Annotated in this window: 15 protein-coding genes; 13 read left to right on the top strand and 2 right to left on the bottom strand. The window is 45.5% G+C overall.

Annotated features, from left to right (window positions below; translation table 11 throughout):
- Positions 1–40: 40 nt before the first annotated feature.
- From AC1DVJ_RS12160 to AC1DVJ_RS12130, 7 genes are all read left to right on the top strand, one after another.
- The gene (locus tag AC1DVJ_RS12160; protein ID WP_477591011.1) at positions 41–2,290 is read left to right on the top strand and encodes a helix-turn-helix domain-containing protein; all 2,250 of its coding nucleotides are present in this window, start codon (positions 41–43) and stop codon (positions 2,288–2,290) included.
- A gap of 162 nt (positions 2,291–2,452) precedes the next feature.
- On the top strand, positions 2,453–4,087 hold the full coding sequence (locus AC1DVJ_RS12155) for an extracellular solute-binding protein (RefSeq protein WP_477591009.1): 1,635 nt from the start codon (positions 2,453–2,455) through the stop codon (positions 4,085–4,087).
- Positions 4,088–4,105: 18 nt separating this feature from the next.
- Positions 4,106–5,065: an ABC transporter permease gene (locus AC1DVJ_RS12150; RefSeq protein WP_477591007.1), complete on the top strand. Its 960-nt coding sequence runs from the start codon at positions 4,106–4,108 to the stop codon at positions 5,063–5,065.
- Positions 5,066–5,079: 14 nt separating this feature from the next.
- Positions 5,080–5,958, top strand: a complete 879-nt coding sequence (locus tag AC1DVJ_RS12145; RefSeq protein WP_477591005.1) for a carbohydrate ABC transporter permease — start codon at positions 5,080–5,082, stop codon at positions 5,956–5,958.
- Between the two features lie 18 nt (positions 5,959–5,976).
- The gene (locus tag AC1DVJ_RS12140) at positions 5,977–7,131 is read left to right on the top strand and encodes a Gfo/Idh/MocA family protein (RefSeq protein WP_477591003.1); all 1,155 of its coding nucleotides are present in this window, start codon (positions 5,977–5,979) and stop codon (positions 7,129–7,131) included.
- A 238-nt stretch (positions 7,132–7,369) separates the two neighbouring features.
- The gene (locus AC1DVJ_RS12135; RefSeq protein ID WP_477591000.1) at positions 7,370–8,389 is read left to right on the top strand and encodes a glycoside hydrolase family 88/105 protein; all 1,020 of its coding nucleotides are present in this window, start codon (positions 7,370–7,372) and stop codon (positions 8,387–8,389) included.
- Complete coding sequence (locus tag AC1DVJ_RS12130; protein WP_477590998.1) at positions 8,379–10,070, top strand: hypothetical protein; 1,692 nt, start codon at positions 8,379–8,381, stop codon at positions 10,068–10,070. Before AC1DVJ_RS12135 ends, AC1DVJ_RS12130 begins: the two co-directional genes overlap by 11 nt.
- A 55-nt stretch (positions 10,071–10,125) precedes the next feature.
- Here AC1DVJ_RS12130 and AC1DVJ_RS12125 read toward each other — a convergent pair whose 3' ends face one another.
- Together AC1DVJ_RS12125 and corA are read right to left on the bottom strand one after the other, a co-directional pair.
- Entirely contained in the window at positions 10,126–11,040 is a 915-nt protein-coding gene (locus AC1DVJ_RS12125) for an AraC family transcriptional regulator (RefSeq protein WP_477590996.1), read from the bottom strand.
- 78 nt (positions 11,041–11,118) lie between these two features.
- On the bottom strand, positions 11,119–12,069 hold the full coding sequence (gene corA, locus AC1DVJ_RS12120; RefSeq protein ID WP_477590994.1) for a magnesium/cobalt transporter CorA: 951 nt from the start codon (positions 12,067–12,069) through the stop codon (positions 11,119–11,121).
- A 71-nt stretch (positions 12,070–12,140) separates the two neighbouring features.
- Between corA and AC1DVJ_RS12115 the strand changes: the two genes are divergently transcribed.
- The 6 genes from AC1DVJ_RS12115 (at position 12,141) to AC1DVJ_RS12090 (ending at position 26,626) form a co-directional block, all read left to right on the top strand.
- On the top strand, positions 12,141–12,905 hold the full coding sequence (locus AC1DVJ_RS12115) for a hydroxypyruvate isomerase family protein (protein ID WP_477590992.1): 765 nt from the start codon (positions 12,141–12,143) through the stop codon (positions 12,903–12,905).
- A gap of 550 nt (positions 12,906–13,455) precedes the next feature.
- A complete protein-coding gene (locus tag AC1DVJ_RS12110) occupies positions 13,456–13,557 on the top strand; it encodes a HupE/UreJ family protein (protein ID WP_477591097.1) in 102 nt (33 codons plus the stop codon).
- A gap of 306 nt (positions 13,558–13,863) precedes the next feature.
- Positions 13,864–18,069: a metallophosphoesterase gene (locus AC1DVJ_RS12105; protein WP_477590990.1), complete on the top strand. Its 4,206-nt coding sequence runs from the start codon at positions 13,864–13,866 to the stop codon at positions 18,067–18,069.
- Between the two features lie 69 nt (positions 18,070–18,138).
- Positions 18,139–19,905, top strand: a complete 1,767-nt coding sequence (locus AC1DVJ_RS12100; protein ID WP_477590989.1) for an S-layer homology domain-containing protein — start codon at positions 18,139–18,141, stop codon at positions 19,903–19,905.
- Positions 19,906–19,949: 44 nt separating this feature from the next.
- Entirely contained in the window at positions 19,950–25,490 is a 5,541-nt protein-coding gene (locus AC1DVJ_RS12095) for an immunoglobulin-like domain-containing protein (RefSeq protein ID WP_477590987.1), read from the top strand.
- A 71-nt stretch (positions 25,491–25,561) separates the two neighbouring features.
- Positions 25,562–26,626 (top strand): HupE/UreJ family protein, encoded by a 1,065-nt coding sequence (locus AC1DVJ_RS12090; protein WP_477590985.1) that lies wholly within the window; start codon positions 25,562–25,564, stop codon positions 26,624–26,626.
- The last annotated feature ends 182 nt before the right edge of the window (positions 26,627–26,808 follow it).

Here is a 26,808-nt window from a genome sequence, read left to right as displayed (position 1 = left end):
AAACAAAAATTTACATGGATAAAGCGCGACGGAGGGGTATATGAACGGGTTATCGTATTTTAAAAAGAGAAACAGCATTTTCATACGAACATTCGCTTCATATCTAATATTGATTACGGTGCCGTTTCTGCTGTTTGGCATTGCGGCCTATTATTGGGCTTATAATTCGCTACGCGAGCAGACTCAATTTACATATAGCAGTGCCTTACACGACATCCAGAAGGAAGTTGATCTCCATTTTGAACGGATGGATTCGTTTGCTTTGCAATTTTCCTATACGCCCTGGGTATCCAAGCTCATGAATATGGAGGGCTCGACCCTAGGATATGACAGGGTCGATATTGCGGAGATGTTGAACATTTTGCAGGAGCTGAAATTGTATAAAACAACGTATGAATTTGTTCAGGATATTGCTGTTTATTTGAACGAAAAGGATACTGTCTTATCAACCAAAGGCAAGGACAATCTAGAGCGGTTTTTCTCAGATTTGGTTCATTTTGATCACGTAGGTTGGGAAGAATGGAAACAAACCTTATCTGTTCGGAACGACCGACGTCTGATGATTCATCAAGAGATTGATGCTGACAATAAGCAGCATGCCAAGCTTACGTATATCCAATCGTTGCCTCCTGGAGACTCGAATTTCCTAGCAACACTGGTGTTATTTATTGATGAGCAGGCGCTATTGGATGTGTTTGCAAAATCGACGCTGCTTAAGAATAGCCTTCTTCTCATCACGGATTCATCTGATCAGCTGATCGCACAGACGAATGAAGCAGCGTTCGAATCCACCAAAACGAGTGATTACTCCACGATTAGCAAATCGTTGAAATGGGAAAGCGCGCAGGGCGAATCTTATGCACTTTATCATGTGCAATCACCCAAAACCAATTGGATGTATACGGTGGCGATCCCTGCCCAAACATTTTCAAATGAATTGCTTTACATTCAGGTAGTCGCAGCTGCTTTGACGTTGTTCTATATGGTGTTGGGTTTATTTTTGTCCTATTTGCTGACGATGCGCAATTACCGGCCCATTGCCCGAATTATGAGCACGGTGCGCAGCAAGCTGTTCAATGAAGATACGGATAAGAATGAATTCAATGTGCTTGAGCATGCCATTCTGGACATGATTACGAATGCGAATCGAAACACTAGTGAAATTGAATTATATCGACCGCTTGCGCGTAATACCTGTCTGAATCATTTACTGAAGCCTGATGCGGCCCAAAAACCAGTGCTGCGCGAAACAATGGCATTTCTTGGACTTGAATTTGAGCGGAACTACGTGATGTGTATGGTCATTCTGATCGATGAAGACCGAGTGTTGGATGAGTCACAGCATCGGCAGTTACAAGCAATCTTCATGCCACTGGATGCTGCTGCTTATTGGGTCGAGTTGGAACCGCGCCGCAAGGCTGTCGTTTTGAATATGAACGAGACCGGGGAGCGAGCCGAAGCTGTTTCACGGGTTGCGGAGTTCCTAACGCAGTGCAGTTGGACCTACAAGTCAGTCGGCATTGGGAGGATGTACGAACATTGTGATCAGCTCTCTCATTCATATGAAGATGCCTCCGCTGCGGTCGATTACCGATTCGTTCGAGGAGAGGGAACTATGATCTACGTAGATGAAATCGAGGATCGCGGAGATTGGAGAGGATACTTCCCAGAAGAAGAATCCTTAATCATTGCGATCAAAAGCGGAGCCATTCACGAAGCGATTCGCATTGCACGTGAGACCGTTAATCATCATATCGCTGCAYATTGTTTGACTGCAGGGATGGCAAGATTTCTCTGCTATAGTGTGGCCGCTGCATCTTACAAAGCATTGGAGCAGATGGAAGCGGGCATACCGACTAGATTTAATTTGAAAGTATTGTGGACGATGGATGATTTGACAGATATGTTCGGTTTCATTGAGGAACTCTATCGTGAGGCGGCTGCGACGATTGCAGGGTTGAAAGAAAGCGGCAACAACACGCTGATTCTACAGGTACTCGATTACATCAATGACAACTATCAAGATCCATCTTTATCGTTATCGCAAGTATCGGACCAGTTTCATATTACGGCCTCCTATTTAAGTCGATTTTTTAAAGATCAGACAGGTACTAATTTTATCGATTATGTGCACAAAAAAAGAATAGATGCTTCTCAGAGGTTGTTGCTTTGTGATACGACGATTTTGCAGGTTGCTCAAAAGATTGGATTTGAAAATGATGTAACATTTCGACGTTTGTTTAAAAAATATATGGGCATTACTCCGAGCAAGTTTAAGGAACGCGCGTAGAAAGGCTTTTCAAGTGCTAATGTAAAAAAATGATCGCTTCAGAACGAGTATTGTTCGTGGACGAAAAGGGGCTGCTGATTTACGCTGAGGTTACATCTCGCTGGCAGCTTCTTCTGCGTTAGACGAGAATGAAATTGCAACCAAATAAGGGAGGTTTTTTATTTGAAAAAATGGATTGCTACCGCAGTAGGTTTGTCTTTCACGTTGACCCTTGTCGTTGGCTGTACGAATGAAGCATCTACAACCAAAGAAACAACAAAGCCGGTTGAGACCAAAGCGGCAGATGCGAAAACGGCAGAGGCGAAGAATCCAATGCCGATCGTAACGGACGGTTCGGTGACATTAACGATTGCTGTACCAGATAATCCATATGCAGCTGCAAGTTTGACGCAAAATCTGCCCGTATTCCAAGAGATCGAGAAGAAGACGGGAATTAAGATCAAATGGGATGTCGTGCCTGGGGCACAATTCCAGACTACGATGCAGACACGTCTAGCAGCACGTTCTAATTTGCCAGACATTATTTTCTCTAACTTTGATATGTACAAATATGCAAAAGATGGTTTGCTGCAACCGCTTGACGAACTCATTAATAAGTACGGTGAAAACGCGAAGAAGCTGTTTCAGGAGAAAACCTTGCTTCCTGCTTTCATGAAATCGCCTGAAGGTATTACGTATCATTTATCTACTTCACGTGATGAGGAAGTTGCGGCAGGACCTTACGGCTGGTTGGTTCGAAAGGATTGGCTCGATAAGTTGGGTCTGAAAGAGCCGGTTACGACAGACGATTGGTATCAGGTTTTGAAAGCGTTTAAAGAAAAAGATCCTAACGGAAACGGGAAAGCCGATGAGATTCCAATGACGAATGTGAACGGCGTATCCCAGCTCTATAACTGGGGAAATGCCTGGGGACTACACCTTCGTTTCAGTGATGGCTTCTATCCAGATGCGCAAGGAAAAATTAAGTACGAATGGCTTGATCCGAAAGCGAAGGAAATGGTTACTTACCTGAATAAGCTCGTTAAAGAAGGGCTGCTAGACGTGGAGTTTGCAGTCAATAATAAGGATCAAATGACTTCCAAAATTATCCGTAGCATCACCGGTTCCGTCATCAACTGGCAAGAGTCAACACCGCTTTGGAACAATAAGCTGAAGGAAGCGGGCGAAAGTGCTGGCAAATATGTGATGACGAACCCGCCTGCAGGGCCGAATGGTTACAAAGGACATATTGAAACGCTTGGTCTTCCTAACGGGAAAGCTGTTATCACGAAAGAATCCAAGCATGTCGAAGAAGCTATGCGCTGGCTTGATTATGTCATGTACTCTCCTGAGAATGCGAAACGCATGACGCTGGGCATCGAGGGGCAGACGTATACGACGCAAAACGGCGATGCGCAAATGACCGATTTCATTCTGAAAAATCCGCAAGGACTGGGACCTGTTGAGGCTATTCGTTCAGTCGGAGGCTGGCAATCTGTAGCTTCAACCCTGCGATTAGGTTATGTTTCAAAGTTGAAGTTAACCGACGATACGCTGAAGGAACGGGCGAAGAAAATTGAATCGTATATTGTGCCGCTTGCCGAATTCGCTATGCCAACAGATGAGGAAAGTGCGAAATTGAACCGTAAAATGACAGATCTCTCCACATATAAAGATGAAATGGTTGCGAAATTCATCCTCGGTCAAGAGCCGCTAGAGAAATGGGATCAGTTCACTGCGCGCTTGAAAGATATCGGCATTGACGAGATCGTTGGCATTAAACAAGCTCAATACGATCGATTAATGAAGAGCAAATAAGGAAGAAAGGATGACGCTATGGAAATCGCAACAGTTGCCCCGGAGAGCAAAGCGTCTAAACGGCAAACGTTGCTCCGGAATGCTTTCAAAATTGTAGGCAGAGATAAATATTTATTGCTCATGACGCTCCCTGGCATCATTTACTTCCTGTTGTTTCATTACTTTCCCATGTACGGCATATTGATTGCGTTCAAAGATTATTCAGCTACAAAGGGAGTTTGGGGCAGCACATGGGTCGGATTCCGCTGGTTTGAGGAATTTTTCAACTCGATATACGCATGGCGGCTTATTAAAAACGTCCTGTTAATTAACCTTTATCATTTGATTTGGAGCTTCCCGATTCCGATTATTTTTGCCCTCCTTCTTAATGAAGTTCGACTGAAAAGATTTAAGAGGGTCGTGCAAACGGTCAGCTATATGCCCCATTTCATTTCGGTGGTGGTTATTTCGGGGATGGTCATTACGTTTCTGTCCCCGAATGAGGGCATTGTCAATGTCATTCTGGGTTGGTTCGGACATGAGAAAATCAATTTCATGAGCGAGCCTGGCTGGTTTCGTACGATTTATATCGGCAGTGATGTTTGGCAAAACTTTGGGTACAATTCTATTCTTTATTTGGCTGCTTTGTCAGCCATCGACCCTATGCTGTACGAAGCTGCCAAAATTGATGGCGCATCCCGGTGGAAGCAGCTTATTCACGTCACACTGCCTGGCCTCGCGCCTACGATCATCATCTTGCTATTGCTGTCATTAGGGCGAATGATGAGTGTTGGTTTTGAAAAAATAATTTTGCTGTACACCCCAGCAACCTATGAAACAGCAGACGTCATTTCCTCCTATGTCTATCGGGTGGGACTTTTGGGTGGAGACTTTAGCTTTGCAGCCGCCATTGACTTATTCAATGCGGTTATCAACTTTACCCTGCTCATTATGTTCAATACACTGAGTCGGAAATTTACACARATATCGCTATGGTAACTAGGAGAAGTATGATGGCAAATACGATAAAATGGAAATCCAAGTTGGCGGATTATGTCATTATCGGCATTATGTGTCTGGTCATCGTCGTTTGTTTGTACCCGCTCGTTTATGTCGTTAGTATGTCGTTAAGCTCAGCATTGGCAGCAGCTAGTAATGAAGTTTGGTTGTACCCGATTGGATTTTCACTAAATTCTTATAAGCTGGTGTTTGAAAATCCAGACGTTTGGCAAGCTTATTCGAACACAATCTTTTACACAGTAGCGGGAACGGCGCTCAATGTCATCATGACATTGTTGCTGGCTTATCCGTTATCCCGCCCTGTCTTTTTTGCGAAGAAATGGCTTACGGTGTTCCTTGCATTTACGATGTTTTTCGGCGGCGGCCTTATTCCAACGTTTATTTTGGTTAACAAATTAGGTCTGTACAACTCGCGTTGGGTGCTCGTCATCCTTGGTGCAGTCGGCGTTTGGTATGTCATCATCGCCCGCACATTCTTTGCCAATATCCCAGAAAGCTTGATTGAATCGGCCAAATTGGACGGTGCGAATGATCTCACTATCCTTTATCGTGTCGTTGCACCGCTTTCCATGCCCATCATTGCGGTCCTAATTTTGTTCTATGCGGTGGGGCATTGGAACAGTTATTTCGGAGCACTGATTTATTTATCCGATAAGAACTTACAGCCTCTTCAACTGTATCTGGTGAAGGTACTGGTGCAAAACTCAGAAGGTCTCGCGGATTCCATGTCGCCTAGCGCAGAGAAAAGCTTGGCGATCATGCAGGTCAAATACGCCATTATTATTGTGGCTACGCTGCCGATTTTGCTTCTGTACCCGTTCATCCAGAAGTATTTCGTTCAAGGTGTCATGATTGGCGCTATCAAAGGTTAGGTTAGGAGGAAGCTATCAATGAAAATTGGCGTTATTGGGTACGGCAAGAGGATGCGGCATATGATCGACATGCTCGTCCACTGTGACCCAGATGTTCGACTTGTTGCCGTGACGGATATCAAAATCGATGAAGTTAAGGGCGAGGTAGCAAGTCGAGGATGGACGCATGACATCGCCTACTATTCAGATGCGTCTGACATGCTGAGAGCGAGTGAACTGGACGGCATCTGCATTGGTACGCGTTGCAATCTTCATGCTGAAATGGCAAGTCTTGTAATCAAGACGGGGCTGCCGTTATTTTTAGAGAAACCAGTCGCCATTCATTTGGATGAGCTCGTGGAATTGAGACAAACCTATATGAAATATGCAGGGACAACGAACAACATTGTTGTTTCGTTTCCACTCCGGCTTACAGAGCATGTTCAATTGGCCAAGGAGATTATTGGCTCTGGCAAGATTGGTACAGTAGAGCACGTGCAAGCGATTAACAATGTGCCTTACGGGCCTGGCTATTTTCAGAAGTGGTTTCGAGATGAGGCGCTGACAGGCGGGTTGTGGCTTCAAAAGGCTACGCACGATTTCGACTATATCAATTCGATTCTTGATTTGCGTCCAGTACAAATCTCTGCCATGACGTCGAAACAAATTTTTAAGGGTGACAAACCGGTTGGACTTGTATGCAAAGACTGTGATGAGCGGGAGACATGTCCTGAGAGCGATCTGAATCTGGTGCGATACGCGAATGAGGCAAGACGAGGTCCAGGCTGTTCATTCGCCGTCGATACGGGGCTCGAAGATTCAGGGAGTGCTATGATTTTATACGAGAGCGGCATGCATGCCGTGTATAGTCAAAATTTTTATACACGCAAATCGGCGGGGACCAGATCTGCCCGGTTTATTGGGTATAAGGGTACACTCGAATTCGATTTTCGGATGAACGAGATTAAGGTTCATATGCATCACTCTGGCCGCATAGAGAGCTACATGTTACAGCATGATGACTCGGGCCACAGCGGTGGCGATGCCCGGCTTGCCCAGAATTTTATCGATATCTTGAAGGGGAAGGCGGAGTCGACATCTCCGATGGAAGCGGGACTGCTAAGCGCCTTAATGTGTATTAAAGCGAAAGAGTCCGCGGAGACACACACTTTCCAATCAATTAGCTGGGACTGACTATAGCAAGGAACTAACGAATTCCTTTTATTCACTAGAGTGAAATAAAGCTCTTTGAATAAGAGGAATTTTCTAGTTGTAACATTCTGGACGATTCCCCATGTTTTCAAGACAGAACCCCAAGCCTCCGACGGGGCATTGATGCTACTGTTAAGGTAATCCTTTGATCTAAAGGAAACACCGCGAAGGGCAGTGAATTGCAATGGGAATCAATTATGCGGAAAAAGTCTGGCAAGAAATGATAAAAGATCACACTGGCGAATGGGGAATGGACATCCATCATTGGGATTGGGTTCCTGGCGTTGGTGTCATCGCAATGTTGGAATACTACGAGGTAACGCGTCAACCAGAAGTGCTTGCCTATTTACAGGAATGGGTGAAATGCAACGAAGAGAAAGCCCGAGAGAAATCAGTCATCAATTCGATGGCTCCTTATGCGATTTTTCCAGCGCTCTACCGGATCACGGGGGAGGCTTGGTATAAGGAGGAAGCGGTGCGTATCTCGGAATGGTTAATCCATGATACACCGCGCACGCGGGAAGATGCTTTCGAGCACACGGTAACCGAAAATGTGGCATTCTCCGAGCAGGTGTGGGCGGATACGATTTTCATGGCGGTGCTGTTCCTTGCGCGAACAGCTTCATTAACTGGCAGCCAATTGTTTGCGGAGGAGGCGCTTAAGCAGGTGTTGATCCATCTGCGATTACTGCAGGATCCACAGACGAATGTACTGTTCCACGGATGGAATTGCGCATCAGGTGATCATATGTCGGGCGCGCGCTGGACCCGTGCGAACGCTTGGATCGCGGCGGGGATTCCGATGATCGTCGAGGAAATTGAAACGCTCATTGAAATTCCAGCCGAGCTGAAGGCACGGTATGGTCGCTTAATGAACGGACTTCTTGCGTTTCAACAGGATGACGGTCTATGGAGTACAGTCATGGACCAACCGCATTTTTACAGAGAAGTGTCGGGAAGTGCAGGAATTGCTTATGGTCTGTTGAAGGGGATGGAGCTAGGTCTTCTTCCTCGTGAAGAAGAGGCGGCAGCCGCAGCGGAGCAAGTAAGTACTTCCATCTTGCCATACATTACGGAGGAAGGTATTGTGGAAGGAGTATCTGGCGGTACACCTGTCATGCCTACGATTCAGGCATATCAAGACGATATTCCCACGTATCCCACTCTCTATGGCCAAGGGTTAGTGCTGATGCTGTTATCCAGAGTCCTGCAGAAGGAGCAAACCCAATATGCGCGATAATGAACTATTAAAAGCAATTCAAGCCAATGAACAATTGTACGATGCTGAGGTCAAATTACTCCGAACGCGGCTAGAGGCAACGTACCACACAGCACTTAAACCAGATACGCATCCTTTCGTATATGCCTTGTACCCTTCCATGTGCTACGCCTATGATTTACTTCGCTATGGCGGTGAAGTCAACGCGCAAAGAGCGGCCGACATCCTAGGCGTCGTTATCGCGCAGCAAGATCAGGATCCATCGCGGGCTTCATTTGGTATTTGGCCTTACTTCTACGAGGAATCGCTGGATGAGATGGATCGTCCAGACTGGAACATGGCGGATTTCCATGGGAAGAAGTTGGTACTGATATTGAAGCGGTATGCGGCGGCACTTCCGCAATCGCTCATCTCTCAAATTCGTGAGGCTGTCTATCACGCCTGCCAAGCGATCATTATTCGCAATGTGGGACCGCATTATACGAACATTGCGATTATGGGTGCCTTTGTCACCTTGGTCGGCGGGGAAGTAATCGACGACCAAGAAATCCGCAGCTATGGGGAGCAGCGGTTGAAGCGGTTCCTTGCCTATACGTCAGGCATTGGCACATTCTCGGAGTATAACAGTCCGTGTTACTCACCGCTTGCTATAGAAGAACTGGACAGCATTTATCAGGAGTCGACGACACCTGAAGCTGTTGCCGATGCTGAACATTTATTGGACATTGCGTGGCACATGATCGCGAAGCATTACCATCCTGCAACGCGGGAATGGGGAGGTCCTTACAGTCGAACGTATCACACAATGCTGACAGATCGTGAGAAGAATTTTCTGGGAAATGCAATAGACAAGAACTCAGGGGGCATCCAATGCCCTCAGCAGTTTCATGCGTACTTTAGTACCAAGGATGAACGTTATTACACAGAGCCAACGATGATGGCATCGGAGACCGGATATCAGAACTATGCGACGACATATCAAAATGACAAGCTGACCCTCGGCAGCTACACGCTCGGTAGTATGTGGAATCAGCGCCGTAATTTGCTGGGCTTCGTGGACGCTGGCGGAAAGAAGGTTTCCATTCAGCTGCAATTTCTGAAGGATGGGAAGGACTTCTGCTCTGCAATTTTTACGGGTGTGCAATCACGCAATCAAGTGCTGTTCAGCTTCAATTTGGCGACCGATAATGGCGCATGGCATCAAGACCTAGACATCATCAACGGCAGGTTTCAAGCGAAGGACCTGCGCATTCGACTGCTTCTTGGCGGTGAGTTAGAAGGTCTTGAGCTTCCTACGAAGCAAGAAGGCAAGCGCATCTCAGCGCAGCTTGGGGATACCCTGCTTCAAGTGGAAGTGGTGCTCGACAGCTCGGATTACGGTCCTTTGGTGCTATCAGCCGATCGCATGGCGAATGAGCTTCACTTGGACTATATCATTTCGACTGGCAACGAAGAGCGAGCATTCGATTTTCACAAGCTGCAGAAAGCAGTTTGGATTTTCGCTTTTTCACTAGGCAGCAATGCTTCATTACCGAATGTTCACTTGGCGAATCAAGAAGAATGGGTAACGGCATCAGCCGACTCGGTAGAGGGCGCCATGTCTATTAAAGTGCCTCAAGCACCAGGCAAGACCGCCGACTTCTACCGTGGCAACCAAATCAGCCTGCCAAAGGCTTTACAGAAGCAGCTCGTTCAGCAATAGCGCATACTTAAAACATCCACCAAAACTGCCTCTGGCAGGGTTGGTGGATGTTTTGCTACGATAATCTTCGCTTATAAGCCTCAACCCGATACTGCTTCGGAGTTAGCCCCGTTTCTTTCTTAAACACATGGAAAAAATGCGAGATATCGCCAAAGCCCGTGGCTGAGGCAATGTCCGTGACCGTCAGATCACTTTCCATAAGCAGCCTTTTCGCCGCATTGAGGCGATATTCCGTGAGAAACTGGCCGATGGTCGTGCCAGTCGTTTCCTTGAATAACGTAAACAACTGCGAACGAGACACAGGGAAGCGCAGCACGAGATCCTCGATCAGGATATTCTCCTGATAGTGGCCAATCAGATAGGCGAGCACATCGCCGATCAGCTGCGGATCATCGCGCTTGATCGCTTGCGAGGCGGCATCCTTTTGCAAATGAAGAAGCTCCAAGAAAAATTCACTGATCCCTCGCAGCACCGCCAGCTCATAAAGCGGGTCACGTACCGCAAGATTTTGCTCCAGCTCGACTAGAATCGTCTGCATCCCATGCAGCTGCGTCGGCGTGAGGAAGTAATGACTTGCATCAGGATGGCTCTCCGTCAACAGGCGTGAAATCGAAAGATCGGAAATATGGCAAATCTCATGTAAACGCGTCAAATAGGCTTCGTCTAATGAGAGTACAAACCGATGGAATTCAGGACTCTGCCCATGAAACGGACGATGCAGCACATTCGGATGAATGAGCGTTAAGCTGCCAGCATGGAGCGGAAAGAGACGATCGCCAACGAGATAATGGCCGGACCCTTCTACAACGAGGTAAATTTCGTAACCATTATGGGAATGGAGGAGAGGCTGCTCCAAGGGAATGGTTCGATATTCACAATGAACGGGATACTCCGTTAGAAAATGATTCGTGTAATCGTCGATGGCATAACTGACAGCCGTCTCATTTATTTTCAATTCTTTGTTTCGCACGCAGGATTTCCTCCTCTGAAGCTAATTCGCCGTCATCATTGGGGATTGTTGCAGAGGCGGGTATCCCTTGACACCAACTTATTTAAACCAACCCTTCTTCATGAACCAGGCAAACATGCCTAAACCAATGCCAATCATGATGACAAGCACGGCAAAGTATCCCCATTGCCAGTCAAGCTCAGGCATATAGGTGAAATTCATCCCATAGAGCCCTGCGATAAATGTTAATGGCATGAAAATCGTTGTAATCACCGTCAATGTTTTCATAATTGTATTCATCCGATTGGAGTTGAGCGAGATATAACTATCACGAATATCCGCGGTAATCTCGCGATTCGAGTCAATCATTTCAGAAAGCTTTAGCAGATGATCATGAATATCCGTGAAAAAGACGAGATGCTCGCGCACCTGTTCGATCCGGTCCGTACTGATAATCCGATACAAAAGGTCACGCATAGGGACGATTGTCCGGCGTAATTTCAATAGCTGGGAACGGATTTCAAAAACTTGGTTCATCAATGCATCAATGGCCTCGGCCTTCATATTGTTTTCGATATCATCAAGTGCGTCCTCAATTTGATAAACACTGGGGAAATATTGATCAACGAGATTATCTAGAATTAAATAAGCGGCATAGATTTGCCCTTGATTTCTTAGATTTTCTTGCTCAGATACCCGGGTCCAGGCGTCTTCTATTTCTCTGGATTCACGTAAATGAAACGTAACGATATAGTTGCTCCCGAGGAACATATCGACTTCTTCCGCATCCAGTGTCTTCGCATTAATGGCATGCATGACAAAGAAATGAACATTTTGATAATGATCGATCTTCGGTCGTTGCATGAAATGAAAGCAGTCCTCGATGGCGAGGGGATGAAAGTGGAAATGATCCTTCAACGTCGAAGCTTCTTTTTCATCCGGATTATTGAAATCAACCCAGTACCAACGAATCGTTGGGGCTGAAAGTTCTTCTAGCGGGAGATCGTGGATTACATCAAAATCGGTAGTGATGGCAAGCGTTCGTATCATGGGCGACTCCTAGCTTTTCATTTTTTCATAGGCATTTGCTTCATTTTACCATACAATGGGGAAAGATCAGAATGGAAAGAGGGATTGGGATGAAGCTCTCCGTTTGTGTGGATGCGGTGTATAACGGGCGTGATTTTAGGGAAAGTGTTAATGAGCTGAAGGAGCTCGGGTACGATACAATTGAGTTCTGGTCTTGGTGGCAAAAGGATGTAGATGCCGTTGCGGATGCTGTGGCTGAAGCGGGTGTCTCGATTGCAACATTTTGCACGAAGTTCGTGAGCTTGGTAGATCCAGCTCTGCGTAGTACTTATATTGAAGGACTTACGGAATCCATCGCAGTCGCAAAACGCCTGAATTGCACCAAACTGATTTCCCAAGTGGGACAAGCACTTGAAGGCCTGTCTAGAGAGGCACAGACGCAATCGCTGATTGAGGGGCTGCGGGCTTGTCTACCTCTTTTGGTAAAAGAGGGAGTTACGCTTCTAATTGAGCCGCTGAATACGCGCGTGAATCATCAAGGTTATTTCTTGGCTTCATCAGAAGAAGCTTTCCATATCGTAAAGCAAGTAGGAAGTCCTTATGTAAAGGTGTTGTTCGATATCTACCATCAACAAATCACCGAAGGGAATGTCATCGCCAACATACGTGAAAATATAGCGTGGATCGGCCATTTTCATGCGGCAGGCAATCCTGGCAGACACGAACTCGATAATGGTGAGTTGAACTATGAACAGATTTTCCAAGCCATAGATGAGGCAGGATTTACTGGGCATATGGGACTTGAATATTTTCCGGTGGAGGAGCCGCAGGTCGGGCTTCGTAAACTGCTGAAGTGACAGGCAGCTGTTATGTTACAACTTCTTCAAATTTGTAACACAATTGGAACATTCCCGTTACAGTTCTCTAACATAGAAAGGGTATTATAATAAACAAGACCCCCTTTTTTAATATAAACTTTGGACCCAGCCCCGTTGGCTAGGTCCCTTTTTTTGTTCATTTTGAATGTCATGAAGTTGGTTTTCCTTTTGAAATTAGTTTCTTATCTTTGCTTGCTGCGGTTAGTCGATACTTTGCTCCAAGAACGGTTCTTAAATCTAGCAACAAAATGGGCAACTTCTATAAAGCAAGTTAAAGCACTACACCCCTTTTCCGTTCAAGCTGGAAAGGGGTTGTTTGTTTATATGTAATTTCTGAAACTCGGCGTCGTTTACAATACAAACAAATTAACATTATGTTAAAGATTCTTCTATATTTTTTAGGTCCATCTATATATATTTCATGTTTTTAGTGGCGACGGACACCAGTAGTGACAATTCAACTTGGGTTGAATTGTCCATTGTGCAGATCATTTGCTAAGTAGATTTGGAAAATCTATTTGTTCAAAAGGTGAAGTGGAGATGGTTATTGACGGCGATATTCGGGCTGATTCACGGCAGGGGCTTTGCCGGAGCCTTGGATGAGACGGGACTTCCGAAGCGTAATCTCTAAGCGATGCATCATATTCGTGTTGGCACTGGTTTTAATCCGGGGTAAAGCAGGCAAATGCTTGCTTTTTTGTTTTTATCAGCTTGCTTAGTGCGGATGAAAGATCTTAACAAAAAGATAATGAAACATCCCATAAATTCTACAAGCGTATAGATTTAATCTATATCAAATTAGTTATTAAATATAGGACAATAAGTCATGTTCGACATAATTCGCCTCAAGGAGGTGAGGAATGCCACATTAAAGGGTATCCAACGAGGTTCATTTACATTTTATTGCATTTATCAAGTTTATTGGAGGGTTATGATTTTGAATAGAAAATTTTTCGGCATATTCCTTTGTCTAGCCAGCATTCTAATGCTATTATCATCGGCGTTTTTGACGCCTGTTGTACTGGCACAATCGGTTAATCCGACAGTAGAATTCGATTATAGTCCTAGAGATGTCTCGATGACGATTAACGGAGATCCAAAAACGCAAAGAGGCTTCGCGTGGTATACGGCGCTGCAAACTGGTGTTCAACCACCTGTAGAAGTTCTAGATAGCGAAGTACAAGTCGTTGCTGCTTCACAGGACTTTGCGACAGGCGAGATTCTATCGTTTAAAAGCAAAGCGCAAGTGAAGACACTTACAATCAGAGCCGGTGTTTTCGGCGATTTTGCTATTCATAAAGTGCTTGTTGATGGTTTACAGCCTGGAACCTCCTACAAGTATCGGGTAGGAAGTGGTGGCTTCTGGAGCGAAATCGGGACTACGACGACGGAAGCCCAGAACGAGAATCAGTTCTCATTTCTATATGCGACCGACTCCCAAGGAATTAATACTTCGGATTTCGCAAAATGGGGGAATACGCTCAACAATGGGGTGCAAAAGTTCCCTGACGCCAAGTTCCTTCTCATGACGGGGGATCTTGTCGAGATCGGAGGCTATGAAGAAGAATGGCATGATTATTTAACTCAGGCCAAGAACAATCTCATGAATTTACCGATTGCGCCTGTGGCTGGGAATCATGAACTTAGCGGTACGAGCGGAAATTTCTCCTTTCACTTCAACCTCGAAAGCTTGTCGAAAGCGGAAGCGGTCTTTCCAGGTGGCGTTTATTCATACGACTACGGCCCCGCGCATTTCATGATCTTGGATACGGGCGATGTAGAGTGGAATCAGCTTCAAAAAGAATCTTTCGACAAGCAAGTTGAGTGGCTGCGCAAAGAAGTCGCCTCGACAGATAAAAAATGGAAAATCCTTGGATTTCACAAAGCGATTTATTCTGTAGGCTCTCACTCGACCGAACAGAATATTACGGATCTCCGAAATAAATTATATCCACTTATTGATGAGCTCGGCATCGATCTTGTTTTGCAAGGCCATGACCATACGTATGTGCGGTCCAAACAAATGCTTAACAATCAGCCGATTGCGAACTCAACTAAAGATGTAGATGGAAATGTTCTGAATCCGGACGGTACAATGTATCTCATCAATAACTCGGCGGCAAACAAATACTACCCAATAAATCCTGCCATTAATAAAGACTTTGCTGAATTTTACCAACAAACGAATGAGTCGGTATTCACAGGGGTTCAAATCAGCGAAGAAGTAATAAAGCTCCAATCTTACATTTCTGGGCAGAACACACCGTTCGATACGTATTCGATTAAACGAACGGATTCGAGGCCGAATGAGGTTCAGCAGCTAGCTGCTGAAAAGCGAGTCGGCGGAAGAATCGTGTTGTCATGGACAAAGCCGACAGACAACTCCGGCGGGACGGATATGGTCAGAGGCTATCGCATCATCGAGAAAAACGGAAAGCTCAGAACGAATTGGAGCGCCTATATTCCTGCTGTTCAAGGTCAGGACGCTTACAAGTACACGATTACTGGCATTGATGAAAACCAAAATTACGATTTCATCGTTGAGGCCGTTGATAAACGCGATAATTCAGAAGGCGTCGAAATCAGCTCTAGGGATGCCGTAATCCTGCCACCAAGCAATCCGGTTACTTCAATCACTGTAAGCGGAACGGGCGGCGCGAACGAAATCACTGTATTAGACGGCCAATTGCAAATGTTGGCTACTGTTCTACCTGAAAATGCGGATAACTTTGTACAATGGAATGTCTATGAAGCCGATGGATTCACGCCAACGGATAAAGCGTCGATCAATGCCAATGGACTGCTTTCCGCATTTGATGACGGAACAGTAACGGTAGTAGCGTCTGCAGTGGACGGCAGCGGCGTTAAAGGCAACTCTTCGATCACTTTAAGTAACCAATCCCCGCCAGCCACATCGATCGTGGTTACTGGAGATGGCGTGGAAGGTCTAAAGACAATTACTACCGATGACGGTACGCTGCAAATGTTAGCTGAAGTTTTGCCGAATGGTGCAAAAAAGACGGTAAGCTGGAGCGTTTACGGATCCGATGGGAACACGCCAACAGATAAAGCAACGATTAACGCCGACGGTGTGCTTCAAGCTATTAAAAACGGGACCGTGAAAGTGGTTGCTACAGCGAAAGACGGCACCGACATTAAAGGAATCGGTACGGTTAAAATTACTGGACAATTTCAGGCGGTCGAATCCATAACTGTTTCAAGGGTTGGAAACGAGAACGGGATCACAACTGCTGGCGGCACTTTGCAGATGCAGTCATTCGTGCTGCCGGCCACCGCAAATAATAATGTAACCTGGAGCGTGCAGGAAGCTTTTGGGACCGCGATAACGGATAAAGCAACGATTGATGTAAATGGGATGCTTACCGCTAAGAAAAACGGAATTGTGAAAGTAGTTGCAACAGCATCAGGCGGTGTTAAGGGGTTCTGTTATGTAATCATTAACGGTCAAACTGTGCTGCCTATAGACGTTCCAAATGTGTTGCTGACAGGTCCGATTTCGGTTTATAAAGACACCTCGTTTAGCACCGAAGTTGGCCTCGATAACGTGTCAACCGCGATCTTTGGAGCGGATCTCACGTTAAGCTATAGTGCCGATGTCGTCGATTTTGTGTCGATCGAGGAAATGAAGCCTGGATTTAAGGTGATTCAATCCCAAGCCAACATACCGGGACAAATTCGAATCATTGCTGCGAGCCAAGTAGCGACAGACGCTTTGGACTCCGACGGATCCCTCTTCAAGATCAATTGGAAAGCAAAATCGCTTACTCAGGCAGCGACAGCCAACCTGGGTATGACTGCAGCATCACTTGCCAACGCATCAGGTCAAGTGATGACCCCTGCGCCAGCTAGTTCTCTAATGATTCCGATTATCGTGCAAGTACCGCCGACGATTCATACGATCACGGCAACAGCGGGATGCAATGGTACGATTAGCCCGAGCGGCATCGTTACTGTGAATGATGGAGCAGCTCAAACGTACACGATCACACCAAACAGCGGTTATCTGATCGACACATTGCTGGTAGACGATGCAAGTGTAACAATAACGGGCAATACGTATACGATTACCAATGTGACTAGCAATCGTACAATTCATGTTACATTCAGGAATGCGACTGTAAACAAATCGACGCTTAGTGCTGTGATTACAGCAGCCCAAGCATATAATAGCGACAATTACACACTTACAACATGGACTTCGCTGCAAAGTGCATTGACGGTTGCAATCCAAGTAAATAGTGACGTGAATGCGACGCAGGTGCAGGTCGATGAGGCGACAAATAATTTGCAGATTGCTATTTCTGGGCTGAGAATTATTCAAGGAGCTCAATTAACAGGTCCAGCTTCCGTAGTAATCGGGGAGTCTCTAAGCTTGACATACAGCTTATCGAATGTAACCTCAAGCGTTTATGCCCAAGATCTTACTGTCAGCTTCGATCCAGGACAACTGCAATTTGTGTCTGTGGAGTCACTTTTTGAGGGTGTTTCAGCCATTGGAGAAACCGATACAGCTGGATCCATTAGAATTCTTGCAGCATCTACAGGATCGAATAGTCCGGTTACAGGAACGATGGATGTTCTGAAGCTGAACTTCCAAACCAAACTGATTGGTCAAACGGTAAACAGCACAATTCACTTAAATAATGTTGTCGTTGCTGATGTATATGGTGTTGAATCACCAATAAATAGCGATTCAGCCTTCAATGTTCAGCTTACCGTTCCGGTTGTGGATAGAACGGAGCTAAACGCGAAGATCACGGCAGCTCAAGCGAAAGTCGATTCAGCTTTGATTAGCTCAACAAGCTGGGGATATTATTCGCAGAGTGCAGTCGATGCATTAAAAGTAGAAATTAGCAATGCACGTACCATTACCAACAATGTCAACACAACTCAACCTCAAGCAGACCAGGCAGTTATCAACTTAGACGCAGCATTGGCAACCTTTGCAGGAGCGGTGAATACGACCGTAAGCGTAGACGATTTGGTTCTGTTTGCAAAAAATTATAGAGCAACCTCCGACCGTTCCGATTGGTCATCGATTCAAATGTATGACTTTAATCACGACAACAAGTTGGATATTATCGACCTTGCAGCCTTGGCTAGAACAATTCTTAGACAGTAATCTTGTAAAACGAGAATTTGAGGGAGGAGCAATACCTTCCTCAAATTATTATTGAAAGGAATGATAATTATGAAGTACAAAATACTGAATTTGATGCTAATATTATGCCTTGTTTGGATAATGCCGCTAGGTGTTTCAGCTGCTAATAGTTCTGGTTTTACACTAACGCTTAATAACGATCATCTGACAACTGGGGATACAATTCAGGTTACGGTATCGGGACAAGGATTAACCGATTTATATGCCTATGAAGTCACTTTGGGGTTTGACTCCGCTCGTTTGACATACGACAGCTGGACAGGTCCGGAATCGGGTTTTAAGGTAGATCAGATCGTTACGGGTAATCAACTAGTTTTTGCTCACACGAAAACAGGACACATTGTGGGAGATAACGGGAATCTAGACTTGGGTACGATATCCTTCAAAACGAAAGGCGACGGTATTGCAGCAGTATCCCTTAAAAGTGTGAAGCTGATAGATTCGAAGTTAGAATCTACGTTACAAACTTCCGATGCACAAGTGTCTGCTACGATATCGAAGCAGACAGAGCCAGGACCGGGACCAGGACCAATTCCGGTGCAGAAGACCGATTTTGATATCATCGTTAACGGAATAGTAGAGAACGCTGGAACAGCAACGATATCTAACCGTGACGACCAGCAGGTAACCACAATTTCGATCGATCAGAAGAAATTAGAAGCGAAATTAGCAGAAGTAGGACAAAACGCCATTATTACAATTCCAGTAAACAGCAAGTCCGATGTTGTTGTTGGCGAATTGAACGGAATGATGGTCAAAAGCATGGAGAACAAGGATGCCGTTCTGGAAATAAAAACGAACCAGGCAACTTATAAAATTCCTGCCCAGCAAATGAACATCGACGCGATCAGTGAGGAAATCGGTAAGTCGGTAGCGTTGCAAGACATCAAGATTCAGGTCGAAATTGCTGCAGCGACAGCGAGTACGGTTGAAATCGTTAAGGATGCAGCGAATGAAGGGAACTTTACGATTGTTGCGCCAACGATTGATTTCACAGTTAAAGCAACCTATGGTAATCAAACAGTGGATGTTTCGAAGTTTAACATGTATGTAGAACGCACCATTGCTATTCCGGACGGAGTAGACCCGAACAAAATTACGACAGGTATTGTCGTTGAGCCAGATGGTAAGGTACGCCACGTTCCGACCAAGATCGTACAGATTGACGGGAAATATTTCGCTGTTATCAACAGCTTGACTAACAGTACTTATTCAGTCGTTTGGCATGAAGTTAATTTCAGTGATGTAGCGAACCATTGGTCAAAGCAAGCGGTTAATGCAATGGGCTCGCGTATGGTGATCGATGGCATGGAAAATGGCTTGTTCAATCCTGATAAAGACATTACACGCGCTGAGTTTGCAGCTATTGTTGTTCGCGGCCTGGGACTTAAGCTGGAAAAAGGTCCGACATCCTTCACAGACGTGAAAGATTCGGATTGGTACAACGACGTAATCAAGACAGCTGTTTCTTATCAACTGATTAGCGGTTTTGAAGACGGTTCATTCCGTCCAACAGATAAAATTACGCGTGAGCAAGCGATGGTGATTATTGCCAAAGCGATGGGAGTTACTGGTTTGAAAGCCAAGCTGTCTGTGCAAGATGCGAATACGACACTTAACTTGTATACGGATGGAGCGGATACGTCCACTTGGGCACAAAGTAATGTTGCAGACTGTTTGCAGGCTGGCATTATTACAGGCAGAGGCGAAATGGCAATTGCACCAAAAGCTACGATCACAAGAGCTGAAGTTGCAGCAATTATTCAACGTTTGTTGCAGAAGTCTAGCCTTATTTAGAAAATACCGAACTTACTAATATTTTTTGAAAGGAAGGTAATAAAGTGAAACAGAAGATTTCAGCATTGTTGGCAATCATCATGTTCATATGTTCATTTAGTGCCTTTGGAAGCGGTGCTTTTGCGGCAGGCGCGGTCTCGATTACTACAATTACGCAACGTCCGTTCATTATCGATGATGGAGGTCAATTAAAATCCGAAACGCAGCTTACGATTAGTAATCCAGGCGTCGCGTTAAGCGCATGGGTCAAAATTTCCGTTACGGGCAAATCGCCGTATCTGCAATCTATAGGGAATCTCGTTGCTGGTACGAGCACTACTATCGTCAATGTTTTGGAATTAGACAATGATGGAGATAATGTTACGTTCGAAGTTTTCGATAATGCCGACGGTACGGGAGTGCCAGTAGCCACGAAGACATCGACACAGAAAAAAATCCGCCATTGGAAATTTTTCATTGCTCATGATACGCATATGGACTATGGCTACACCAATCCTCAAGAAAGTCTAAGAAAATCGATATTTCCGGGGTTTCTCGATGACGCGAGCACAAAGATTGCGCAAACCGCAGGACAAACGGCGAACAATCAGTTCCGTTATCCACTCGAAGCCTCTTATATGTTCCTTGAATCCGCTGCGAATGCAAGAAATGCGGACTGGCTTGAAACATACAAACAAAACGTGAGAAACGGCAATATTTCTTACCCGTCCAATTTTCAGCATTCCGTATACGAAGGGCTAGGAACAGAGCAGCTCGCCAGGGAAAACTACTATTCCGAGCGAATCAGTAAAGATATGCTTGGAGCCGATTCGAGCAAAGTATTAGTAAAGTCGGACGATTCCAGCATTTCATGGGCGAATATCGACGCGAACGCCTCTGCAGGCGTAAAATACGGTGTTATTCGCGCCAACTGGACGAACAGTACGTGGAGTGACTCAAACGATAATAACTATGCTGCCGCATATCCTAGATTGTTTTATATGCAAGGAAGGGTCCCGACGAATAAAATCCTATTCTATAACCATGGGAAATACTCGATGGACGATTTCAGCTTCAGAAATACGGATGTAAGCGGTAATGCAACATTTAATGCTGTAGCAGGAAGCTTATTGAATTTGCAAAACAATGTTACAGATCCGACGAGTCCGAGCAGCTATCCTTACGATGCGGTATTCGAAGATATGACAAATGGCGGAGATAATGGAGGCATCGTTGCGGACGTAATCAGAAACATCCAAACGATGAATGCCAAAACCGACAGCTTGGGTAGAAAATATGTGTTCCCGGAATACCGCAGCTCGAATGTTGGCGATTTTTTCCAATATATCGATGCGAACGCCGACACATCCAAGATTCCGACATTTAAGGGAACCCTGGAAGGATCCTGGAACTACGGAGCAGCATCGGCTGCATTTGAAACATCTGTAAATAAACAGAATCATGATAAACTGCCGGCTGCCGAGAAATTCGCAACTTGGGCAACCTTGGCAGGCTCGGGAACCCGATACCCGTTCGAAAACATCAACGAAGCCTTTAAGAAAATGACAATTTTCGACGATCACGCATGGGGGCCTCAAGCACCGAGTAACAACCGTCCGGAAGATCAATGGAATTGGAAGCGGGATATGGCGATAACGGGCAACACTTTGTCCGATTCGACACTCAACAGCTCGCTGGGAGCGATCAATGCGCTTATACCAACAAACGGTAAAACTATCGTCGTTTATAACTCTAATTCCTGGATAAACTCGGATATCGTAAATGTAAAAGCGAGTGATTTGCCTGTTCATTTCGATCTTATCGATAAAGAAACGGGTTTACCGGTCCCATATCAGAGACTGAGCGACGGCAACGTTGCCTTTGTAGCGGGTAATGTTCCGGGCAATGGTTATAAGACTTTCCAAGTAAACACACGTGCAGATGATCCTGTCTTTACGACTTCCCTCGTAGCGACTGCCAACACGTTGGAAAATAATTATTTTAAGGTGACCTTTGACTCCACAGGTTCGATTAGCAGTATTATCGACAAAGCAAATGGGAATAAAGAGATGGTCGATAGTACGGCTCCGAATAAGATGAATCAATTCATCTACTATACAACGAATGCCAACGCCAGCACCTTGCTTACTACGAACAGCGTAATCTCGGCTCAACTGACGAGCGCAGTCGGTGGGGTAATGGGTGTAATGACGGCGGACGGTAAGCCCGCTCAAGGAGTAAGTAACTTGAAGCGAAATGTTATTTTGTACGATTCGCTTCCGAGAATCGATATTGTCAATGACGTGATGAAGGATGTCGCTATGAATACGGCTGCCCAAGATGAGGAGGCTTACTTCTCGTTCCCGATGAATGTTTCAACTCCGCTCATTCGTCACGAAATGCCGACTGGAGATGTACGTCCGGGTGTTAGCTCTAATACTAAAGATACCAGCACCGAGCAGTTATATGGATCTATGACGGACAATTATACGGTGAATCGCTGGATTGATGTTTCCAACCAAAGCGATTACGGTATTATGTTGTCGCCGGTTAATGCTCCGCTCGTGGAATACGGCGCTCGCCGCTCCTACCAGTGGGATAAGAATTATGATGTCAGACAGCAAAAACCTTGGATTTACAGCTACGTATTCAATAATAAGTGGCAAACGAACTTCCAAAAAACGCAGGGAGGACTTGTCTCATTTAAATATTCCATCGCGTCTCACGGCGGCGCGGACTGGAAAACGGGCCGGGCGGACAAATTCGGCATGCAAGCAGCGTCTGGCTTCACTTCGACGGTAATTCAGAATGCACAATCGGGAACGTATAACGGAAAAGTAGATCAATTGATCGGGATCGATCAGAATAATGTTGTGCTTACAGCCGCAAAAATCGCCGAAAACAATGGTGAAGGTGTTATTCTTCGCTTTAATGAAACATTAGGCGCGGATACGACGGTGACCGTAGATTTGGGTAAACTGCAAGCGGGCTCGGCCACGCAAACGGATATCGTCGAGAATGATTTGGCACCGCTGCAAGTTATCGACAACAAAGTTACTTTTACGATCAAAGGGCACGACTGGTTTACGATTCGCGTTACTCAAGGCACAGCTCCTGTCAAAGTATCAGGCGTGGCGGCTACAATGGACAGCAAAGGAACTCAGCTGACCTGGAATGAAGCAACAGATTCCAAACTTGCTTATTATGAAATATTCAGAAGCAAAGACAGCAACTTTACTCCGGGATCTGGTAGTTACATTGCCTCCGCGAGCAGTAATCATTATTACGATACTCAGGTCATGACCGGTCTCACGAATACCTATTACTACAAAGTAAGGGCGGTAAGAGCAGGAGGAAAAGGAAGCTTTTCCGATGCGGCAACACCAGCGGCTGGTACGATTGCAGATACGCAGGCCCCTTCTACGCCAGTATTAAACTTGGATTACGCGCTTGCTGATCGCATCACCGTTCATTGGACGAAATCAACGGATAACGTATTGGTTGCAGGCTACAAGGTTTACCGAGACGGTACGCAGATTTCGGATTCTCCTGCCCAATTGAACAGTTATCTGGATAACATTGTACTTCCAGGTGATCATTTGTACACGGTAAAAGCGTACGACCAGAATGGTAATCTTACTCCAGCTAGCAATGCGATTGCAGTAACTGGAGCGCCGAGCTCGCTTGTCGCTCAATGGAGTATGAACGAAGGCTCCGAAACTATCGTTAACGATACTTCGGGCAACAGCAATAACGGAACGATGCTGAACAATCCAACCTGGAGCAATGACGGCATTACAGGAAAAGCACTGTCTTTCAATGGAACTAATTCTCGCGTTGAGTTTGGCAGTACGCCATCTTTGAATCTAACGGATGCCATAACGGTATCGGTTTGGTTTAAAACGTCACAGTCTGCAAGTGTTGGTGGCGTAAAGTCCATCATACGCCACGATGGCCATTTTACCGCACTGCAGTTCGACGGTACAGGAAAAGGCCGAATCACATATTGGATTAACGGAGTGCCCAAGACGGTGACCTTCACCTGGAGCAACACTGCTTGGAGCGACAACGAATGGCATCACTACGCCGTAACCTATAATAAAGCAAGCGGCATGCTTGTTTATATCGACGGCGTTCAAAGAGCCTCCAATACGACAAATTTAGGCGCGCTTTCCACAACTTCGACCAGTTTTATGCTCGGAGCTAACGAAACCGGAGGCGAAGCGTTCAACGGGCTACTGGATGATGTTCGCGTATTCAGCGAAGCGCTGACGTCGGACAAGATTGTGGCACTGTCCACAGAGCATACTTCTAGCAGCGTGAATCAGTCGTTTAATAAGAAGGACGGGTTTGAGAACGGCCTTAGCAACTGGAAGGTGGTGACAGGGAAAGGCGTGCCGACGCTGAGTACCAAGATTAAGCATTCGGGCTCCTACAGCTACGTCCTTAATGAAGATGTAGATGCGATTATTCAAAATCTTGACAAACAATACAATAAAGTCTTTAAGATTTGGTTTTATGATTCGGCTGTTTTGAATAATAGCCCGACTAAGCAAAATAAGGTGTTCGTCGATGACGGTCTCGCATTGCGGGCAATCGGAGTCAACACGCCGACCTCGCCGACCAAATACGCATATCGCATAGGCTCCAGTTATTTTGCATCGAATGTGACTCGAACGCTTGGCTGGCACGAATTCAAATGGGACTATACGTCGGGTGATCATGTGGATATGTACGTTGACAATATTCTGATCATATCGGAATCGATGGATTCAAACGGAAACGGAAAATCTTTTAACCGTATCGTCATCGGCGATCAATGGGGGAACAGCGGAGCTGCGCCGAGCACGGTAACGTACTATGACGATCTTTCCATTTCGGAAAACGACACAACCTCCGTCGCTTTGGATAAAGAGGCGCTGAGCATCGGTTACGCGAATGGGGATGGCGCAGACGGCGTGACTCGGAATGTTACGCTGAATACGACTGGCGCGAACGATTCGACGATCACATGGAGCAGTGACACAATTGGCGTTATCTCAGCTAGCGGAACGGTAATCCGTCCGCTAACGTCCGCAACAGATGCGATAGTATCGCTGACGGCAACGATCACGAAAGGAACGGAGACGGCTACGAAAACCTTCGTGCTATACGTATTGGCTGCAGAGGAGGGATCTGAACGGGCTATGTTGCAAGCAATGATCGCCTTGGCACAATCCGCACATGCTCATGCAGTGGAAGGAACTGATCTAGGTCAATATCCGATTGGCTCCAGAGATACTTTAATGGCGGCGATCCAAGCCGCATCAATCGTCAACCTGGATGCCGCTTCTACCCAACAACAGCTCGATCATGCTGCCATATCGTTAAACATTGCGTTGCAAAGCTTTACGCAATCGATAATCTTGACCACTTTACCAGTGGATCCAGGGGATCTTGATGGAAACGGACAAGTCAATATTGGCGATTTGATACTTGCGGGGCACTGTTATGGAATGACTGAGGTCGACTCCGGATGGCTTTCCGCTAAGCCTGCGGACGTCAATAATGATGGTAAAATTGATATTGCCGATCTTGTGTGGATAGCTAATCGAATTCTGCAATAAACCAGTTATGAAAAAATGGAGAGAAGGGGATATCCTTTCTCTCCATTAATATGAAAAAGAGAGGTTCAGCCATGATTAGACAAACACTTACCTTATTTTTCGTTCTGGTGTGTTTATTCGGTACTGCCGTCCCATCCTATGCGCACTCCGGAAGCTATGGGTATTCGACCTTGCATGTGGAAGGCAAAGAAATCGTTTATGAGCTGTTCTTAGATCAAAACGACTATTTGCTGCAATTCGACACCAACTTAAGCAGGAACGTGGAAAACGAGGAACTGTCTCCTCAAAGAGACTGGATCACGTCCTATCTTAAGAACGGTATTCAAATCATAGCGAATTCGCAGCCGCTACAGATGGAATTGTCATCGATGAAAATCGAGGATAAAAATTCCATGAGAGGCATTCTATTTGAATTAAGATTTACGAGCGAGCAAATGCTAGAGCAAATTGATCTTCATTATAACTTAGTGTATGAGAATGACCCTGAACATAAAAATATGCTTGTCGTTATGGCTGATAAATACTCCTATCAAGATCTTCTTTCAAAGGATAAAAAAGACATACACCTTACTGTGCCGACTAAAGCAACGAGCATACTTCTATGGAATTATTTTGTTCTTGGAATTGAGCACATCCTCACAGGATACGACCATTTGCTGTTCTTGTTGTCCTTGATCCTGATTGCCTCCCGTTTCAAGGATGCATTGATAATTGTAACCGCATTTACAGTTGCACACAGTATAACCTTGTTCTTAGTGGCGACGGGCACCATTAACGTCAATTCAGCTTGGGTTGAAGTGACGATTGCGTTGACCATTTGCTACGTAGCTTTGGAAAACTTATTTGTTCAAAAGGCTAAGTGGAGATGGTTGTTGACGGCTATGTTCGGGCTGATTCACGGAATGGGCTTCGCGGGAGCAGTGGCTGAGACGGGTCTTCCGAAGCGTAATCTGATCGGCACCCTCTTATCATTTAATATTGGCGTGGAAGCAGGTCAACTCATGGTCCTGTGCGTGGTATTGCCGCTCTTGTTAGCATTGCGGAAATACACATGGTATCGAAAATTGATGATCTCGACGTCATGCATCATATTCATGATGGCGTTATATTGGGTAGTGCAACGTTTGGGTAGTTAAGGCAGATTAGATTTTGTTGTAAAGGGAGGGCACTCTTAATTGAGTGCCCTCCCTGTAATTCATAATGGACGCAGAGGATTACTTATTAAATAGTTTAGAAAAGTTACTTTAATTGTTTTTAGTGTTAATTTCATCTCAAGAAATCAATTTTATATCTATATATTAATATTGACTCCCTACTC

The organism is Paenibacillus sp. P4_A9, assembly GCF_056402415.1.
This window is presented reverse-complemented; position numbering and strand designations above follow the sequence as displayed.

Bases quoted from the DNA above. Each gene is read 5' to 3' on its own strand.
- AC1DVJ_RS12145 (WP_477591005.1), top strand. From the start codon at position 5,080: ATGGCAAATACGATAAAATGGAAATCCAAGTTGGCGGATTATGTCATT.
- AC1DVJ_RS12140 (WP_477591003.1), top strand. From the start codon at position 5,977: ATGAAAATTGGCGTTATTGGGTACGGCAAGAGGATGCGGCATATGATC.
- AC1DVJ_RS12135 (WP_477591000.1), top strand. From the start codon at position 7,370: ATGATAAAAGATCACACTGGCGAATGGGGAATGGACATCCATCATTGG.
- AC1DVJ_RS12130 (WP_477590998.1), top strand. From the start codon at position 8,379: ATGCGCGATAATGAACTATTAAAAGCAATTCAAGCCAATGAACAATTG.
- corA (WP_477590994.1), bottom strand. From the start codon at position 12,069: ATGATACGAACGCTTGCCATCACTACCGATTTTGATGTAATCCACGAT.
- AC1DVJ_RS12115 (WP_477590992.1), top strand. From the start codon at position 12,141: ATGGAAAGAGGGATTGGGATGAAGCTCTCCGTTTGTGTGGATGCGGTG.
- AC1DVJ_RS12100 (WP_477590989.1), top strand. From the start codon at position 18,139: ATGAAGTACAAAATACTGAATTTGATGCTAATATTATGCCTTGTTTGG.
- AC1DVJ_RS12090 (WP_477590985.1), top strand. From the start codon at position 25,562: ATGATTAGACAAACACTTACCTTATTTTTCGTTCTGGTGTGTTTATTC.